General features: G+C 52.2%; 15 protein-coding genes and 1 riboswitch. Of the genes, 9 read left to right on the forward strand and 6 right to left on the reverse strand.

The genetic code is table 11. The features are described 5' to 3' along the window. Nucleotides 1-27: 27 nt before the first annotated feature. The 5 genes from ilvN to C7A19_RS01915 form a co-directional block, all read right to left on the reverse strand. Complete coding sequence (gene ilvN, locus C7A19_RS01895) at nt 28-525, reverse strand: acetolactate synthase small subunit (RefSeq protein ID WP_021023377.1); 498 nt, start codon at nt 523-525, stop codon at nt 28-30. Then, the gene (locus C7A19_RS01900; RefSeq protein ID WP_116644014.1) at nt 525-2,243 is read right to left on the reverse strand and encodes an acetolactate synthase 3 large subunit; all 1,719 of its coding nucleotides are present in this window, start codon (nt 2,241-2,243) and stop codon (nt 525-527) included. The genes ilvN and C7A19_RS01900 overlap by 1 nt, the downstream gene beginning before the upstream one ends. 416 nt (nt 2,244-2,659) lie before the next feature. Continuing rightward, nucleotides 2,660-4,468: a long-chain fatty acid--CoA ligase gene (locus C7A19_RS01905; protein ID WP_116644040.1), complete on the reverse strand. Its 1,809-nt coding sequence runs from the start codon at nt 4,466-4,468 to the stop codon at nt 2,660-2,662. 153 nt (nt 4,469-4,621) lie between these two features. Beyond that, nucleotides 4,622-5,749 (reverse strand): MJ1255/VC2487 family glycosyltransferase, encoded by a 1,128-nt coding sequence (locus tag C7A19_RS01910; protein ID WP_077650648.1) that lies wholly within the window; start codon nt 5,747-5,749, stop codon nt 4,622-4,624. Beyond that, nucleotides 5,749-6,285 carry a phosphatase PAP2 family protein gene (locus C7A19_RS01915; protein WP_077521680.1) on the reverse strand — a complete coding sequence of 179 codons (537 nt, stop codon included), beginning with the start codon at nt 6,283-6,285 and terminating at the stop codon, nt 5,749-5,751. The genes C7A19_RS01910 and C7A19_RS01915 overlap by 1 nt, the downstream gene beginning before the upstream one ends. Before the next feature lie 523 nt (nt 6,286-6,808). On the opposite strand from C7A19_RS01915, the gene leuA reads away from it, so the two are divergent. The 9 genes from leuA to C7A19_RS01960 all read left to right on the forward strand — a co-directional run bounded on the left by leuA (nt 6,809) and on the right by C7A19_RS01960 (nt 17,005). After that, on the forward strand, nt 6,809-8,371 hold the full coding sequence (gene leuA / locus C7A19_RS01920) for a 2-isopropylmalate synthase (RefSeq protein WP_116644015.1): 1,563 nt from the start codon (nt 6,809-6,811) through the stop codon (nt 8,369-8,371). 2 nt (nt 8,372-8,373) lie between these two features. Beyond that, nucleotides 8,374-9,468 (forward strand): 3-isopropylmalate dehydrogenase, encoded by a 1,095-nt coding sequence (gene leuB / locus C7A19_RS01925; protein ID WP_077486408.1) that lies wholly within the window; start codon nt 8,374-8,376, stop codon nt 9,466-9,468. Nucleotides 9,469-9,489: 21 nt separating this feature from the next. Next, the gene (gene leuC, locus C7A19_RS01930; protein WP_116644016.1) at nt 9,490-10,911 is read left to right on the forward strand and encodes a 3-isopropylmalate dehydratase large subunit; all 1,422 of its coding nucleotides are present in this window, start codon (nt 9,490-9,492) and stop codon (nt 10,909-10,911) included. Between the two features lie 9 nt (nt 10,912-10,920). Then, complete coding sequence (leuD, locus tag C7A19_RS01935) at nt 10,921-11,523, forward strand: 3-isopropylmalate dehydratase small subunit (RefSeq protein ID WP_069361696.1); 603 nt, start codon at nt 10,921-10,923, stop codon at nt 11,521-11,523. Between the two features lie 147 nt (nt 11,524-11,670). Continuing rightward, nucleotides 11,671-12,462 carry a DUF547 domain-containing protein gene (locus C7A19_RS01940; RefSeq protein WP_116644017.1) on the forward strand — a complete coding sequence of 264 codons (792 nt, stop codon included), beginning with the start codon at nt 11,671-11,673 and terminating at the stop codon, nt 12,460-12,462. A 38-nt stretch (nt 12,463-12,500) separates the two neighbouring features. Further along, nucleotides 12,501-12,602, forward strand: a riboswitch (TPP riboswitch). A 43-nt stretch (nt 12,603-12,645) separates the two neighbouring features. Then, nucleotides 12,646-13,641 carry a thiamine ABC transporter substrate binding subunit gene (gene thiB, locus C7A19_RS01945; protein WP_069361694.1) on the forward strand — a complete coding sequence of 332 codons (996 nt, stop codon included), beginning with the start codon at nt 12,646-12,648 and terminating at the stop codon, nt 13,639-13,641. Nucleotides 13,642-13,646: 5 nt separating this feature from the next. Next, nucleotides 13,647-15,236 (forward strand): thiamine/thiamine pyrophosphate ABC transporter permease, encoded by a 1,590-nt coding sequence (gene thiP, locus C7A19_RS01950; RefSeq protein ID WP_116644018.1) that lies wholly within the window; start codon nt 13,647-13,649, stop codon nt 15,234-15,236. Beyond that, nucleotides 15,230-15,952 (forward strand): thiamine ABC transporter ATP-binding protein, encoded by a 723-nt coding sequence (gene thiQ, locus C7A19_RS01955; RefSeq protein WP_077599744.1) that lies wholly within the window; start codon nt 15,230-15,232, stop codon nt 15,950-15,952. The genes thiP and thiQ overlap by 7 nt, the downstream gene beginning before the upstream one ends. A 48-nt stretch (nt 15,953-16,000) precedes the next feature. Next, on the forward strand, nt 16,001-17,005 hold the full coding sequence (locus tag C7A19_RS01960) for a GGDEF domain-containing protein (RefSeq protein ID WP_116644019.1): 1,005 nt from the start codon (nt 16,001-16,003) through the stop codon (nt 17,003-17,005). 45 nt (nt 17,006-17,050) lie between these two features. Here C7A19_RS01960 and C7A19_RS01965 read toward each other — a convergent pair whose 3' ends face one another. Then, entirely contained in the window at nt 17,051-18,424 is a 1,374-nt protein-coding gene (locus C7A19_RS01965) for a PhoH family protein (RefSeq protein WP_077521674.1), read from the reverse strand. Between the last annotated feature and the right edge of the window lie 84 nt (nt 18,425-18,508).

Raw genomic sequence — 18,508 nt, forward strand, 5'->3', positions numbered from 1 at the left:
TTTTTCTACCACAATGAGTGGCTTTGATTACTGGCGCAGCGCTCGCTCGCCGCGTGCAATGCCCACCACACCACTGCGTGCGACTTCAATGATCTCGGTAATTTCACCCACCGCGCGAATAAAGGCATCTAACTTGTCACTGTCACCCGTCAACTGCACGGTGTAAAGCGAGTTCGTGACATCGACAATCTGCCCGCGGAAAATATCGGCGGTGCGTTTTACCTCCGCGCGGGCAAAGCCGCTGGCTTTCACTTTCACCAACGCCAGTTCACGCTCAATGTGATCGCTCTCGGTGACATTGCTCACTTTCAGCACATCAATCAGCTTGTGCAGGTGCTTTTCGATTTGCTCGCGGTCCGCGTCGCTCACCACCGAGGTGGTGATATTCAAGCGCGATAAGGTCGCGTCATCCGTCGGTGACACCGTGAGCGACTCAATGTTGTAGCCACGCTGAGAGAATAATCCCACTACCCGCGATAAAGCTCCCGGCTCGTTTTCCATTAAAACCGATACAATACTGCGCATTAGGTTCTCTCCGTTTTGCTCAACCACATTTCATTCATCGCCCCACCGCGTACCTGCATCGGATACACGTGCTCAGTTTCATCGACATTAATATCGACAAAAACTAAGCGATCTTTCATTGCCAGTGCCTTTTCTAGGCCGGCTTCCAGCTCAGACGGATGATTAATGCGCATCCCCACATGACCATAGGCCTCAGTGATCGCCGCAAAGTCCGGCACCGAGTCCATATAAGAGTGCGAGTGGCGACCTTGATAAATCATATCCTGCCATTGTTTCACCATCCCGAGGAAACGGTTGTTAAGGTTGACGATCACTACCGGAATGTCGTATTGCAACGCTGTCGACAGCTCCTGAATATTCATTTGAATACTGCCATCACCGGTGACACACACCACCTGCGCGTCCGGTAGCGCAAACTTCACCCCCATGGCGGCGGGAAGCCCAAAGCCCATAGTGCCCAAGCCGCCGGAGTTAATCCAACGGCGTGGTTTATCAAACGGATAATAAAGCGCGGCAAACATTTGATGTTGGCCGACGTCTGACGTCACATAGGCCTCGCCATGAGTGAGGCGGTACAAGGTTTCAATCACCTGCTGTGGTTTAATTCGCTCAGGATCGGCGACATACTGCAAACACTGACGCTCACGCCAAATCTGAATATTGTGCCACCAGGTGCTGATCGCATCGCTGTCATTGCTGCCACCTTGCTCCACCAGCAGCTTGACCATGCTATTTAATACCGCATCCGCCGAGCCAACGATGGGAATATCCGCGGCGACGGTTTTGGAGATGGTGGAAGGGTCCACATCAATGTGCATGATGGTGGCATCGGGGCAGTATTTTTCTAAATTATTGGTAGTGCGATCGTCAAAACGGACACCAATACCAAAAATTAGATCGGCTTGGTGCATCGCCATGTTCGCTTCGTAGGTGCCATGCATGCCCAGCATGCCCAGCGAGTGTTCATGGGTGCCGGGAAACGCCCCCAGCCCCATCAAGGTGCTGACGACGGGGATGTTAAGGCTTTCTGATAGTTGGCGGATTTGTTCGCCGCAATCGGCCATGATTGAGCCACCACCGACATACAATACTGGTTTTTTCGCCGCCAGTAGTGCTTTTAAGCCACGTTTTATCTGCCCTTTATGTCCCGAAGTAGTCGGATTATAAGAGCGCATGCGCACACTGTCAGGGTACTGATATGGATGCTTTTGTGCCGGGTTCAGCATGTCTTTGGGAATATCGACCACCACAGGGCCAGGACGTCCCGTCGCGGCAAGATAAAAGGCTTTTTTTACAATGTTGGGAATATCTTCGGCGCGTTGAACTAAAAAGCTGTGTTTGACCACCGGGCGGGAAATCCCCACCATGTCACATTCTTGGAAGGCATCATTGCCAATCAGGCCGCTCATGACCTGGCCAGAAAAGACCACCATGGGGATCGAGTCCATGTACGCGGTGGCAATACCGGTAATCGCATTGGTTGCCCCTGGGCCTGAGGTGACCAGCACCACGCCCACTTCACCCGTGGCCCGTGCGTAACCATCGGCCATATGCACAGCGGCTTGTTCATGACGCACCAACACATGGTCAATATCACTCTTTTCGTGTAATGCGTCGTAAATATCCAGCACCGACCCGCCTGGATAGCCAAAAATATGTTTTACGCCTTGATCGATCATGGAGCGCACGATCATCTCGGCACCGGATAACATTTCCACTCTACGCCTCCCTGTCTGCATAGTTAGGACTTACTTTTAGCCTAATCTTGCCCCTTACGCTTGGATGTACTGATGGTCACTCACCACGCGGACATCTAAACCAAATACTGGCGGTAAGGCGGCGTTAGATTGTCATTTGGCCTGCTTCGAATGAAGCTGCAATCAATGTAACGTTTTATTTGCAAAACTGTCTATTAGCTAATCAGTATTTACATTTTTAATCTAAATGTTGAGTGAATGTTGCTGGTTTACGCTGACCAAGGGGGATGAAATTGGAAACATCCACTATAAAATCGCCACTTTGCCAGATTTGCTATCCAGACATGAGGAGAAAAGAGGGGGAAAAGGCATAAAAATAGCAGGAAAAAAGGAAGATTCTCAGCCATGAGAAATCTTCCTCGCTTTGGTACACCAAACTAACGCTGATACATCGTATTAATGTGATCTTGGTAACGTGAAAGGATCACTTTGCGGCGCAGTTTCATAGTCGGCGTGAGTTCGCCACTGTGCATGCAAAAGCCCTGCGGCAACAAGGTAAAGCGTTTGACTTGCTCAAATTTGGCCAATTCATGTTGCAAGCTCTGCAAACGCTTTTCAAACAAGGCCACCACATCAGCGTGTTTTAGCAGCTCTTTACGGTTTTGATATTCGATATTGGCCGCCCGCGCCCACTCTTCCAAGGCATCGAAGCAAGGTACAATCAAGGCAGAGACAAAATGACGCGCCTCAGCCACCACCGCAATCTGGTCGATAAAGTGATCACGTACCAAAGCGCCCTCTACCCGTTGAGGCGCGATATACTTACCGCCAGAGGTTTTCATTAGCTCTTTGATTCGGTCGGTGATAAACACGCTTCCCTTGGTATCGAGATACCCCGCATCGCCGGTTTTCAAAAAGCCATCCTCGGTAAAGGTCGCCGCCGTCGCATCGGGTTGATTAAAGTAACCCCGCATCACCATCGGCCCACGCACTTGAATTTCATTATCCGCCCCAATCCGTACTTCTGCGCCCGGCATCGGATGGCCAATCGATTGAGGGTCAAAGCAGGTATCGTCCCAGCAAGAAACCGTGGCGGTGGTTTCGGTCATGCCATAACCGAGCTTGACGTTAATGCCGATTGCATGGAAAAACGCGCCGATGTCAGGGTCAAGACGCGCCCCACCGCATGGCATCAAGCGCATCTTGCCACCCAATAGCGCACGTAACTTACTGAGCACCAGCTTGTCGGCCAACGCCAATTGCCATTGCTGACGCCGCGACAGTGGTTGGTCAGCGCGTAATTGCGCAGCATGACGTTCGCCTTGGCGCAGGGCCCAACAGAATAAATGCGGTTTAACGCCAGTGGCCCGACTGAGTTTGTCGTGAATAGCACCATGGATTTTTTCGTAAAAACGCGGCACTGCACACATCACCGTCGGTTTGACCTCGGCCAATGCCTCACGCACCTGAAGCGGGTTGGAGAGGTAGCAATTGACCGCCCCGCGGTGAAGCACGTAATAGCTCCATGCGCGCTCAAACACATGGGAAAGCGGCAAAAAGGCCAAGGACACGTCATCCGGTCTTAATGCCAAGACTTGATCATGCACCTCCAACTGCGCCGCGATATTGGCATAATCCAGCATCACTCCTTTCGGATCGCCCGTGGTGCCGGAGGTATAAATCAAGGTGGTCAGATCGTCCATGCATCGTGCGTCAATGCGCGCCTCTAATTCGGCTTGGTAGCCACGGTCGTCTTGCAATAACCAACTGGCCCAATCCCACACCTTGGGGTGCGTTGGAGCCGTCGTCTCTTGGCTTAGGGCAATCACCCCTTTGACATTAGGACAGTGTTCGAGAGCAGCCACCGCGATCTCTCGTTGTTCGTCACCGACGAAAACCCATTGCACGTCCGCATCATTGATAATGTGTGCCGCTTGCTGAGCGGTGCTGGTGGCGTAAATCGGCACAGGTACGGCGCGAATTTGCAATGCGGCGTAATCTAACATTGCCCACTTTTCGCTGTTCGGCGCAAAGATAGCGATGGTTTGTTGAATCTCACACCCGGCATTTAACAAACAGCGTGACAGCTGATCGATTCGCTCGCCCATTTGACGCCAGCTGAGGCTTGCCCACTGTGACTGTTGCTGAAAACGAATGGCTTCGCGTTCACCTTGGGCGCGAATCTGCTCGCGGATGCGAGTAACGATATGGTTTTGGGTGTTCACTGTCTCTCTCTTGGTTCGCATTTTTGGCGAACACATGTACGCTCAATAATGACAGCGAGTGTACCGAGCGCACGACCAAACTCAAGAAAAATTGAGTGAATGCTCTAGCGAAAGTGTAAAAACGTGATTCAACCTTGTGGAAGCGGCTGATCGACGCACGTACCGCACAGCGCGCTACCGAATCAAGCGTTGCAACCTAAGTGGGTGTGGATCCATACGTATTGAGGAGCGATTAAAGTCCAAAATCGACTCCTCAACCGTTTCTGGGTAATCCACCTGAGCCCATAGATGGTGAAACAGGCTGCGTGTCTGACTTAGCTCGCCTTTCACCAGCCATTCCGCCAATGCTTGAGCAACATCCGGGTAGCCAATCGCGCCCACCTTCGGTGCCTGCAACCATTCGCGTACCGCACTCGCATCCAAGCTATCCATACTATGTGCTAGCCCAAGCTGAGAAAGTGTGGCGACATTACTCAACTGTTCAAACTGACCAGACAATGGCTTTAAAAGGAGCTTTTTCCCTAGGCTTAACGCCTCGGAAGGGAGTTCAAATCCCCCATTGGCAATCACGCCCTGGCACTGGTGTAGCGCTGTGTGAAAGCTTTCTTTGCCTAAGGGCATGAGCGTTAGGTTTTCACGCTGATAGGGCGCATTAACCTCGGGGTGAAAGCAGATAAAAGGTTGGCTAAAGCGCAACAACAACTCACTCACCGCAGATAAAGATTCAAAGGGAAGATACACCAGCACCGCCCTCTCCGCAGCCGGCGGTGTCACCGCTTTATCTACCGGAGTGGTATCAATAATCGGAGGTAAGATCGGTTGGTTAAAGTGATACCAGTGCAAGCCAATGGCATAGTCTGTTGGAGCAAAATAACGCATGATCATGCGATTGATCAGCGTTTCTCCATGTTTGGGCACCGCGTGAGAAAACGCCGCTTGGTGGCTGATCGCCACCGATGGTACCCCTTGCCGGCGCGCCGCCCACGCACTGATGGGTTCAAAATCAGAGATGACCTTGTCGTAGCCTGATACATCAAGCTGGCGAATATCGCGTCGTAGCTGCGCCAAGTGATTGTGTCGCGCGGTGGCGAGCATATCAATTTTGCCATCACGGCTGACAAAGCTCATCCCAGTAAATGTGCGATAATCGCCAAATGGCGCCATATCAAAATAGCGCTCGGCAGGCCGCCCGGAAAAAACAAAATCGACGTCGACATCGTATCCGGCCAAGGCACGCGCCATCGCACGGGCACGCGATATATGCCCATTACCGGTTCCCTGAACACCGTATAAAAGCTTCATTAAATACCTGTTATTCCGTAAAGATCGAAAGTGATACTGTGTGCCAACGTCGCGCACATCAGCCCTAATCCAGCGCCCACCACGATATCGCTCACAAAGTGCACGCCCAGTAGCACGCGCGAAATACCGATTAGGCTGGCCCAAATGAACACCAAAAGGGTTAACGAAGGGAAGAAGGTGCTCAGCAATGAGGCCATGAGAAAAGCGGCGGCCGTATGGCCTGATGGCATACTGTAAAGATCGGAAGGCGTGATAAAGGCGGGCAACTGCGAAGGGCGTGCGCGCCGAAAGCTGCGTTTAAGTACCCAGTAAATCGGCAGCTCGATGGCAAAAGCCGTCAGTCCGGTGAGCAAAAACCAGAGCCCGACCGCCTCATGAAGCCACCAAGCCGTGAAGCCAATCACCAAATAGAGGGGGCCGTCACCGGAACGGGAAACGGCACGGGCTATTTTTGCTGTGCCAGCGCTAAAGCGATGCGATAGACAAAAGGTCGACACCGTGTGATCGAAGCGTTGAATCGCGGTAAAGCTTCTCATCCTGCCTCCCAATGCGGCGAGCTGATGGTTAAACTCTAGTCAGCCGGTATGACAGGTCGGTGACGTTATTGGGTCATCTCGATGAATTTACGTCGCCGCTTGATCTCAGGGACGTTGGGACAAGTAAAAATAATGAAGACTGGATAAAGCCGCGCCAGAGCACAGCACAAAAATCTAACTTTTAGTTTTAAATCCAGTTTAATTAACCAGTTTTTTACCTTTGCATTGCGCAGAAAACGGGTTTTGTTTTTTTCAGATTGACGCTTTCCCCATCGCTCTGTTATTTCTGGTAACAGAATATTTACTGACGGACATCAGCATGACACTGTTTCACCTACGCCTCATCCTCCTTCTTATCGTGACCCAGTCGCGCGGGTAGGTTTTGGGCAGAAAACAGTGAATGCCAAATCTCAAAAACCCGCGCCAGACGCGGGTTTTTTTGTATCTAACGTCGCCAAAATAACATCAAGCGCCAATTAAAGAGCCCTTCAAAGCGGCCAGCAAACACAACAGGGAGTCACCCATGAGCGAGAACAGCCAAGTCATTCTGTTTGATACCACCTTACGCGACGGCGAGCAGGCGCTGTCAGCCAGTTTAACCGTCAAAGAGAAATTGCAGATCGCCCAAGCCTTGGACCGCATGAAGATAGACATTATTGAAGCCGGTTTTCCTGTCTCCTCACCGGGCGATTTTGAATCCGTGCGCACTATCGCCGAGCATATGCAACATGCGCGCGTTTGTGCCTTGTCTCGCGCGGTCCCCAAAGACATCGATGTGGCCGCCGAGTCCCTCAAAGCCGCTGACGCCTTTCGTATCCACACCTTTTTATCCACCTCAACCATCCATGTAAAAGACAAGCTTCGCCGCAGCTATGATGACGTGGTCGAGATGGGGGTACGCGCCGTCAAACATGCGCGCCAATACACCGACGATGTAGAGTTTTCCTGCGAAGATGCCGGGCGCACCCCGATTGATAATTTATGCCGTATGGTCGAAGCGGCGATCGATGCCGGCGCGACCACAGTCAATATTCCCGATACCGTCGGCTACACGGTTCCCAGTGAATTCGGCGATATCATTGCGACCTTGTTTAACCGCGTGCCTAATATCGACAAAGCGGTGATTTCTGTCCATTGCCATGATGATTTGGGGATGTCGGTCGCCAACTCTATTGCCGCGGTGCAAGCTGGCGCCCGCCAAGTGGAAGGCACTATCAATGGCATCGGTGAACGTGCGGGGAACTGCGCGCTGGAAGAAATTGCGATGATTTTAAAAACCCGCGCCGACTTGTTAGGTGTAGAAACAGGGTTGAACCACACCGAAATTACCCGCACCAGCAAGTTGGTTAGCCAGCTTTGCAACATGCCTATTCAGCCCAATAAAGCCGTCGTCGGCGCCAATGCCTTTAGCCACTCCTCCGGTATCCACCAAGATGGCATGCTGAAAAACAAAAACACCTACGAAATTATGACGCCAGAGTCGATTGGTTTGGGCAAAAAAGCGCTTAACCTGACCAGTCGCTCCGGCCGTGCCGCGGTGAAAAGCCATATGGATAACCTTGGCTACAGCGAACAAGACTACGATTTAGACACCTTGTATCAGTCATTCTTACAGCTGGCGGATCGCAAAGGTCAGGTATTCGATTACGATTTAGAAGCCTTGATGTTCTTCAATAATCTTAAAGAAGAGGACGACTTTTATAAGCTGAACTATTTGGGCGTGCAATCGGGCAGCTTAATGGCAACCACCAGCATCAAGTTGCAATGTGGCGATGAAGAGAAGCACGAAGCAGCCACTGGCAACGGCCCCGTCGATGCGCTGTATCAGTGTATTTACCGCATTACCGATTATGATATTGAGCTGGATAAATTTGATCTGACCGCCAAAGGGGAAGGGGAAGATGGCCTCGGCCAAGCTGACATCATTGCCAACTACAAGGGTCGTAAATATCACGGCACCGGGGTGTCAACCGACATCATCGAGGCCTCAGGCGAAGCGTTATTGCATGTGATCAATGCCATCTATCGCGCCGACAAAATCTCTCAGATTAAGGAACAATCCCACTTGAAACAGGAGACAGTATAACCATGGCCAGCGCACACCAGATTGCACTCTTACCCGGCGACGGTATCGGCCCCGAAGTCATGACGCAAGCCGAGAAGGTGCTTGATGCAGTTAGCGAGCGATTCTCACTCACTTTGGAGCGTCAGCATTATCCGGTGGGGGGAGCCGCGATTGACGCCCATGGCTCGCCGCTGCCCGAGCAGACCTTGGCGGGATGTGAAAAAGCCGATGCGATTTTATTTGGTTCAGTGGGCGGCCCAAAGTGGGAGCATTTACCGCCCACTGAGCAACCGGAGCGCGGTGCCTTGCTGCCGTTACGCAAGCACTTTGGTCTTTTTTGTAATTTGCGTCCGGCGCAAATCCATACCGGTCTCGAAGGCTTTTGCCCACTGCGCGCCGATATTGCCGACCAAGGCTTTAACATCGTGGTGGTGCGAGAGCTGACCGGCGGGATTTATTTTGGTGAGCCCAAAGGGCGCGAAGGCGAAGGCCGCGAGGAAAAAGCGTTTGATACCGAGGTTTATCATCGCTATGAAATTGAGCGTATCGCCCGTATCGCCTTCCAGTCGGCTCAGTTGCGTAACAAGCAAGTGTGCTCAATCGATAAAGCCAATGTGTTGCAAAGCTCGATGCTGTGGCGTGAAGTCGTGGAAGAGGTGGCCAAGGACTATCCAGATGTCCACTTAAGCCATATGTATATCGACAACGCCACCATGCAGCTGATTAAAGACCCATCGCAATTTGATGTGATGCTGTGCTCGAATATTTTCGGCGACATTATTTCGGATGAATGCGCCATGATCACCGGCTCAATGGGCATGCTGCCATCCGCGAGTTTGAACGCGAGTAAATTTGGTTTGTATGAGCCCGCCGGCGGCTCTGCCCCCGATATCGCGGGGAAAAATATCGCCAACCCGGTCGCACAAATTCTCTCCGCCGCGTTGATGTTGCGCTACTCGTTAGGCGAAGAAGACGCAGCCTGTGCGATTGAGCATGCAGTCAGCCAAGCACTGGCGGCCGGTGAGCTGACCGCCGACCTGGCAGGCAACCATCCTGCATTGAGTACTGAACAAATGGGCGATCGTATCGCCGCCTATATCCGCCAAGGCGCAGAATAATTACCCGTAAGGATACGAGCTATGTCGAATGCAAACACTCAGCAAGGCGCCAAGACCTTGTATGAAAAAATCTATCAAGCCCATGTGGTCACCGAGCAGCCGGGCGAAGCGCCACTGCTGTATATCGATCGTCATTTGGTACACGAAGTGACCTCCCCACAAGCCTTTGATGGCCTGCGGGAAAAAGGGCGTCCGGTGCGCCAAGTGAGCAAAACCTTCGCTACCATGGATCACAATGTCTCCACCGAAACCAAAGACATTCACGCGTCAGGAGAAATGGCGCGCATCCAAATGGAGACGCTAGCCAAAAACTGCGAAGAGTTCGGTGTCACCCTGTACGACTTAAATCATCCTTACCAAGGCATTGTCCATGTGATGGGCCCCGAGCTTGGCATTACCCTGCCCGGCACCACCATCGTCTGTGGTGATTCGCACACCGCGACGCATGGTGCCTTCGGCTCTCTGGCCTTTGGCATTGGCACCTCAGAAGTCGAACACGTACTCGCCACCCAAACGCTTAAGCAATCCCGCGCCCGCACGATGAAAATTGAAGTCACGGGCAAAACTGCCCCCGGGATCACCGCCAAAGATATTGTTCTAGCGATTATTGGTAAAGTCGGCCACGCAGGCGGCACCGGACATGTGGTGGAGTTTTGTGGGGACGCGATCACCGCCTTGTCGATGGAAGGACGCATGACGGTCTGCAACATGGCCATCGAATTAGGCGCCAAAGCTGGCCTGATCGCGCCGGATGACACCACCTTTGCCTATTTAAAAGACAAGAAATTTGCTCCTAAAGGCGAGCAATGGCAGCAAGCGGTCGCTCACTGGCAAACTTTGCACTCGGACGCCGATGCACAGTTTGATCGCGTGGTCACCCTCGATGGCAGTCAAATCCATCATCAAGTCACTTGGGGCACTAACCCCGGCCAAGTGGTCAGTGTGCATGATACCGTGCCTGCCCCTGAGACAATGACCGATCCGATTGAACGCCACTCAGCAGAGCGCGCGCTAAAATACATGGGACTGACACCGGGACAAGCTATCAACCAAATCAGCATTGATAAGGTCTTTATCGGCTCTTGCACCAACTCACGGATTGAAGACATGCGCGCGGCCGCCGCGGTCGCCAAAGGACGACGCGTGGCAGATAGCGTCCATGCCATGGTGGTGCCTGGGTCCGAGCAAGTGCGCGCCCAAGCAGAGCAAGAGGGGCTGGATGTGATTTTCCGCGAGGCGGGCTTTGAGTGGCGCTTACCCGGCTGCTCAATGTGTTTGGCGATGAACAACGATCGCTTGGGCCCCAAAGAGCGCTGCGCGTCCACCAGCAACCGTAACTTTGAAGGCCGCCAAGGCCGTGAAGGCCGCACCCACTTGGTCAGCCCGGCGATGGCCGCCGCTGCTGCTATCGCGGGTCATTTTGTCGACGTTAACCAATTATAAGGAGGCCTTATGTCAGGCATACACACTCACACCGGCATTGTTGCTCCATTGGATGCGGCGAACGTCGATACCGATGCGATCATTCCCAAACAGTTTTTGCAAAAAGTCACCCGTACTGGCTTTGGTCAGCACCTGTTTCACGATTGGCGCTTTTTAGACGATGCGGGCAAGCAACCGAACCCCGAGTTTGTGCTTAACCAAGCGCGCTACCAAGAGGCAAGCGTGCTACTCACCCGCGAGAATTTTGGCTGTGGCTCGTCACGCGAACATGCCCCCTGGGCGCTGGATGATTACGGCTTTAAAGTGATTATCGCCCCCAGTTTTGCCGATATTTTCTATGGCAACTGTATCAACAACCAAATGGTACCGGTGACCCTTGAAGAAGCCCAAATCGATGCTTTATTTGCGTATGTAGCCGAAAATGAAGGCGCGACGGTAACCCTGGATTTGCCCGCCCAAACCATTCGAGCCGGTGAGCACTGCTTTAGCTTCCAAATGGATGATTTTCGTCGTCATTGCCTGTTGGAAGGCTTAGATAGCATTGGCCTAACCCTACAGCACGATGCTGAGATCTCGCGCTTTGAGCAGCGCATCCCGGACTTTTTGTCATAAATCCCCGCTTTAGCCCACTCCACCAATAAGCGCGATCCTCGCCGCGCTTATTGGTCAAGCCCCACTTTTTTCCATTCACCATGAAACCAACAACGCATTTGCTTGGTCTAGTCTGAAAAGAAGGCTTGCTGAAAATAAGGACGGGCAATGCAAAAACGTTTGATACTTCTATTCTGTTTGGTTTTTCCGCTGTTTAGCCAAGCGGCCCCCAAAGCAGAGTATTGGGCGATGTGGGATGCCCATAACCCTGACAGCCAGGCAACCTTCACTCATCACACTTGGCAAGTATTGCTCGATAAGTATTTGCAGCCTCAGGGGCAGCACACCTTATTTAACTATGCGGCGGTCACCGACGCTGACAAGAAAGCCCTCGATCATTATATCCGCATGCTCACCGCGCGCGACCCGCGTACCCTGACCAAAAACGAGCAATACGCGTATTGGGTCAACCTTTACAATGCGGTCACGGTGACGCTGATTTTGGAGGCCTATCCGGTCAGTTCCATCACCAAACTCGGTGGGCTATTTAGCTTTGGACCTTGGGATGATGAGGTGGTCACGGTGGCAGGTGAACCCCTTACCTTGAATGATATTGAGCACCGCATTCTGCGCCCACTATGGCAAGATCCGCGTACCCACTATGCGGTTAACTGTGCCAGTTTGGGTTGTCCAAACCTGCAACCTAAGGCCTTCCAAGCAAACGCGCTTGAGGCACAGCTCGAACAAGCGGCCTATGGTTTTATTAATAGCGACAAAGGGGTAAGTCAGCAAGGCGATCAATGGCAGCTTTCTTCTATCTATGAGTGGTTTGAGGCTGATTTTGGTGGCGATAAGCAAGGCGTGATCGCTCACATAAACCAGTATCGCGATATTCCATTGCCACAAGAGGCAACATTGGAACACGACTACAACTGGGACCTTAACCAACTCGCTGACTAAAAGGCTTGGTTAACCCTAAGCCAATCAGTACAATGGCTTGGTACTCATTGGGGAGCCTCATGGCTGAGATTGCGCACTGCGCTAGACCCATCGAACCTGATCCAGCTAACACTGGCGTAGGGATTGAGACTTGATGTTGCCATCAACTTGCCTCAACACCCACGCCCAACTTAGGAGCGTGCTGTGAAAGTTTTTACCTCTGTTCTCACTCTGATTTCTCTGTCGCTGTTATCACTCAGTGCCCGCGCCGCGGACCCACTCACCGTGTATACCTATGACTCCTTTATCGCCGAATGGGGCGCAGGGCCCAAAATCAAAGCCGAATTTGAAAAACAGTGCGATTGCCAACTGGAATTCGTGTCTCTCGATGATGGCGCCGCTTTGCTCAATCGTTTACGCATTGAAGGGGAAACCACCCAAGCCGATATCGTGCTGGGTATGGATACCAATTTAATGAAAGAAGCCGAGCGCAGCGGCATTGTTGCTGAGCATGCAGTCAATACTGAGCGCCTGCAAGTGCCTGGCGGGTGGGACAACAACTACTTTATCCCTTACGATTACGGCTATTTTGCCTTTGTGTACGACACTACCCGCTTGCTCGACCCGCCCAAAAGCCTCAAAGCCTTGATTGAAGAGCGCGACGATATCAGTGTGATTTACCAAGATCCGCGCGTATCAACGGTAGGCCAAGGCTTAATGCTCTGGATCCAAAAAGTGTATGGCGATGACAACCAACAAGCATGGCGCGAACTGGCTGATAACACCATTACCGTGACCAAAGGCTGGACCGAGGCCTATAATATGTTTCTTAACAAAGAAGCCGACATGGTGCTTTCTTACACCACTTCACCGGCCTATCACCGGGTTGCCGATGAGGACGACCGCTTTGCCGCTGCCATGTTTGAAGAAGGCCACTACATGCAAATCGAAGTGGTGGCAAAATCAGCCTACACGGATCAACCGGAACGTGCAGACGCGTTTTTACAATTTATGCTCAGTGATGCAGCTCAGTCTGTGCTCCCAACCACGCAGTGGATGTATCCGGTAACCGATGTCAACCTGCCTGATGCCTTCTACACTTTAGACAAGCCGGAGGAAAGCCTGCTGTATCAGCCTGATGAAGTGATGGGCAATCGCCAGCAATGGGTGCGTGACTGGCAAACCGCGCTGGTTGAATAGCCAAGATGCTCAACCCTTCTCGAACCTGGCCGGGCAGTATGGCGGCCAGCTTAGTCGTGGTTTTGATTGGCAGCGCACTCTGGGCGCTGTTCTCTCACAGCCACGACCTAGTGCTCACCGCGTTGTGGCAAGATACCTACCTGCGCCATGTCACCTACTTTAGCTTTAAGCAGGCGACCTTATCTGTGGTGCTCAGCGTTGGGCTTGCGATACCCGTCGCCCACGCCCTGTATCGCCGGCAGTTTCCAGCCAAGGCATGGCTGCTTAAGCTATTCGCCATGACCTTGGTGCTACCGGTATTGGTGGGCGTATTTGGACTGGTTGCCATCTATGGCCGCAGCGGCTGGATTGCGCAAGCCTTCGCGCACATTGATGCGTCGATGCCATTTTCTATTTATGGTTTAAGTGGCATTTTGCTCGCGCATGTGTTTTTTAATCTGCCATTTTCCGCCCAACTCATGGTGCAAGCGTTAGAGGGGATCCCCGCTGATCAACGTCGTCTTGCTACCCAGCTAGGGCTGAAAGGCTGGCAGCGCTTTAAGCATTTAGAATGGCCGTATTTACGCCAAAGCTTGCCTCATATCGTCGGGCTGGTGTTTATGTTGTGCTTTACCAGCTTCGCCACCGTGATGGCACTGGGTGGCGGACCTAAAGCCACCACGATAGAGCTAGCCATTTACCAAGCCATTCATTTTGATTTCGATTTACAAACGGGTGCTGTCCTTGCGCTTTGGCAAATGCTCTTGTGTGGCGCCATCGCATTTACCGTGCAAACCTTGACGCGCCCGCTGCCGAGTACACCCAGTGAAGTGCTGCCTCTTCCCGCCTCTTTGGATAGCCGTGCCGCCAAATGCTGGGACAGTCTATGGATTGGCCTCGTTTTGATACTGGTGTTACCGCCACTGGGCGTGGTGATTGCACGTGGGCTCAACCCCAGCGCATTAGCGGTACTCGGCGATGGCGCACTGTGGCAGGCAACACTGCACTCCCTCGCCATTGCCTCAGGGGCAACCAGCTTTGCCTTTGTGCTTGCAGCCGCAGTGATCCTCGCTAGCCGCCACTGGCGCTTACATGGACGCAAAAAACAGGCGGATGGGATAGAAACGCTAGGAGCCATTATCCTGGTGGTCCCGAGCATCGTGCTCAGTACCGGGCTTTTTTTGCTGTTTCGCCAGTTTAGCGACGTATTCAGTTTAGCGCTGTGGCTAGTGATGGCGGTGAACGCCCTGATGGCGCTGCCTTATCTCATAAAAGTATTAAGTGCTCCCGCGTTTCAGGTTGCCCAGTCTTACCATAATCTGTGCGCCACCTTAGGCGTAAGAGGCATCACGCGTTTACGTCTGATTGAGTGGGACTGTTTACGTGCACCGATTGCACGCGGTGTCGCGGTCAGTTTTGTGTTATCGATGGGCGATCTTAGTGCGATAGCCCTATTTGGCAGCCAAAACTTTCAAACCCTGCCCCTGTATTTATTTCGCTTAATGGGCAGTTACCAAATGGAAGCCGGTGCTGCTGCAGCGATGCTGTTACTGCTCACCAGCTTGGGATGTTATGCCCTGCTTACGCGCCTTATCCAATGGAGACACGCATGTTAACGCTTTCCAATGTCCATTACCGTTACCAGCAAGATTGGATGATCTTTGATGCCAAGATAGCGCCGGGGGAGATTGTGGCTGTGCTCGGCCCAAGCGGGGCGGGAAAGAGCACCTTGTTATCCTTGATTGCCGGGCTGATCGCGCCAGATAGTGGCGAGATCACCATTGATGGCAAGCCCGTCACCACGACGCCCGCCCACCAGCGGCCATTGTCTATCTTGTTTCAAGAGCACAACGTCTTTACTCACTTGTCGGTATTCGACAATATGGCCATTGGCTTGTCACCATCACTGAAACTCACCGCTTCCCAGCGTGACAGCATTCACCAGGCGGCCCACGCCGTGGGTTTAAATGACTATCTGCCACGTCTGCCCGGTCAACTATCAGGCGGCCAACGCCAACGCATCGCCTTGGGTAGAAGCATCGCACGTAACCAGCCTTTATTGCTGCTCGATGAGCCCTTTTCAGCGCTCGACCCTGCGCTAAAAAAGGATATGCTGGCATTGGTCAAGCGTACCGCCCAAGCACAAGGCACGACGGTGGTGATGGTCACTCACCATCCCGAAGATGCCCAAGCCATTGCCTCTCAATTTCTTTATCTCGATGAGGGACAAGTTCGTCTTCATCGTCCGATTGAGGCGCTCAATCATCCGCCAGAAATGATGCAAGCTTACATGGGCACCGCTGACGATTCGTTTTGGGTGGCATCCCCCTGATAGGCTTCTATACTAAGGAAAACACGGTAGATTCCAAGGAGGCGTCCTGTGGCCGCCAGCAGTATCCAGATTCTCGACTCGATCGTCGACTTTACCGCTAAAACGGAAGTCGACGCGATTACTAAGAGCTTGCTGACCTCGATTACCGAGCTTACTCCGGTAGGCGAAGTCGTACTGCTTGATTACTGCGATGATATGCAGCCTGCCTTTACCGTACTCGGCACCAACGACAACAGTGCGTTTCAGCAAGAGAATATCCATCAAATTGACGCACTTTTGGCAGAGTGCCTTGCGTCCCAAGCGGTTATTCAACACCACACTCATGATCATGTATTGATTGCCGTTCCCATCTATTATGAGAAAGAAGATGGGGTCAGCAGTATTTTGTGCGGCCGCGCCAAAAGCCTTAGCCAGGATCAACGTGCTTTGGTGGCCGGACTCACGCGCATTTATGAGAACTACCAGCAGATTATTATGGCGAGCGAACGTGACAGCTTTACCAGCTTATTTAATCGTAAAGTCTTATCTAAAAAGCTGGATCTGATATGTGATCGCTTAGCGCAAAGCGAGGCGACGCCAGACAGTGACGCTGACAGCGCTCTCTCACCTTGGGTGTGCATTTTCGATGTCGACCACTTTAAGCAGGTCAATGACAATTTTGGTCATGTGTTTGGTGACGAGGTCATCTTGTTACTGGCTTCACTAATGCGCCAGAGCTTCTCTTCACAAGACACCTTGTTCCGGTATGGCGGCGATGAATTTGTAGTGCTATTTCAGCCCTGCTCGCGGGCCATGGCCGAACAAAAGGCCAATGCCTTTATTGCCAATGTCAACGCGCGAGACTTTGGTGCCGCCCAAACCGTGACCATTTCCATGGGCGCGACACGGATTGAACATGGACAGCTGAGCACCAGCGTCATCTTAGGCTATGCCGATCAGGCGCTTTATCACGCCAAACAAAATGGCCGTAACCAAGTCGCTTTTTATGATGATTTACTGCAGTCTGGGGTGGTCAAAACCTTTGTCGCCGAGGACGATGTTGAATTGTTTTAGGCAATGGATGAAGGTGGCGGCCTGATAACCGCCACCTGATATCAGCTATAGATTCTCTTCGGCAAACTCAGCCAAGCGACTGCGCACCACGCCATTGAGGTACACACACGCACTGCCTTCAAAGTTTTTAAACCGCTCAACAATATAGGTCAGCCCAGATGTCACTGGGGTCAAATACGAAGAATCGATTTGCGCCAAGTTCCCCGAGCACACCAACTTGGTCCCCTCCCCACACCGAGTAATAATGGTTTTAAGCTGAGAGGCGGTGAGGTTTTGGCACTCATCCAAAATCACGAACGCGTTTTGAATCGAGCGGCCACGCATAAAGTTAATCGATTTAAACTGCAGATTCGCTTTCTCCATAATGTAACGCATCGAGCCATCGGTGCACTCATCGTGCATGTGCAAGGCTTCTAGCGTATCGGTCACGGCTCCTAGCCAAGGCAACATTTTCTCTTCTTCGGAGCCCGGCAAAAAGCCAATTGACTCGCCAATATCTGGGGTATTGCGGGTTACGATGATTTTATCGTACATCCCTTTTTCTACCACCTGCTCCAGCGCGGCGGCCATCGCCAGAATGGTTTTACCACAACCTGCCGGACCGGTGAGGATCGCCAAGTCGATACTCGGATCGAGCAACGCATCCATCGCCATCCCTTGGTAGATATTTTTCGGTTTCACATCCCACGCAGCGCGATGCATCAATCGCTCTCGGCTCAGATCTTTAATCACCGCTTTATCGCCATCAATGGCTTGCACACGCGCGGCAAAATCGTCACTGTCATCTAACAGGTATTGGTTAACAAACGGCGTATCGAGAAGCTCTGACGGCAACGTATGTAGGGTCTCTGTGCCATAGGCTTGACTATTACATTCTCCCACTTTATCCCAAAAGCTGCCTGCAAATTGATGGAAGCCTTTGGTTAGCAATCGCACATCATCAATCAGCTGATCGGTGCGGTAGTCCTCCACATACATCACTCCCGCCCCTTTGGCGCGCAGGCGCATATTGATGTCTTTGGTCACCAATACCACTTTGCGGGGTGAGCGCTTAGTTTGCAGATACAACACCGCATTGAGTATGCGGTTATCACCCGCTTTATCGGCAAAGGCATGGACGGTTTCTTTGATCTCAAAATCAGCGAGGATCGACACCGTCCCTGTCGCATCGCCTTTGCCAACGGCAATGCCCTCGCCAATTTCGTCAGGAGTGGCCTCTTTAAAAATATCTTCCAGCGCACGGATCGCCACACGCGCATCCCGTGAAACATCGCGTTTGCTATCTTTAATCCGGTCAAGTTCTTCGAGGACGGTCATGGGGATCACGACATCGTGTTCTTGGAAAGAGTAAATCGAGAAAGGCTCGTGGAGGAGAATATTAGTATCAAGTACAAACAGCTTCCGGTCGGCGTCGCCCATAGGCACCTCCTGTGTCGGCAGTTCACTGTCGGTGACAGCGCTTAAAATAAGCGTAGACCTGGCCGTTGGGATGCGCCCAACTTG

The organism is Salinivibrio sp. HTSP (genome assembly GCF_003390965.1).
GTDB lineage: Bacteria > Pseudomonadota > Gammaproteobacteria > Enterobacterales > Vibrionaceae > Salinivibrio > Salinivibrio kushneri.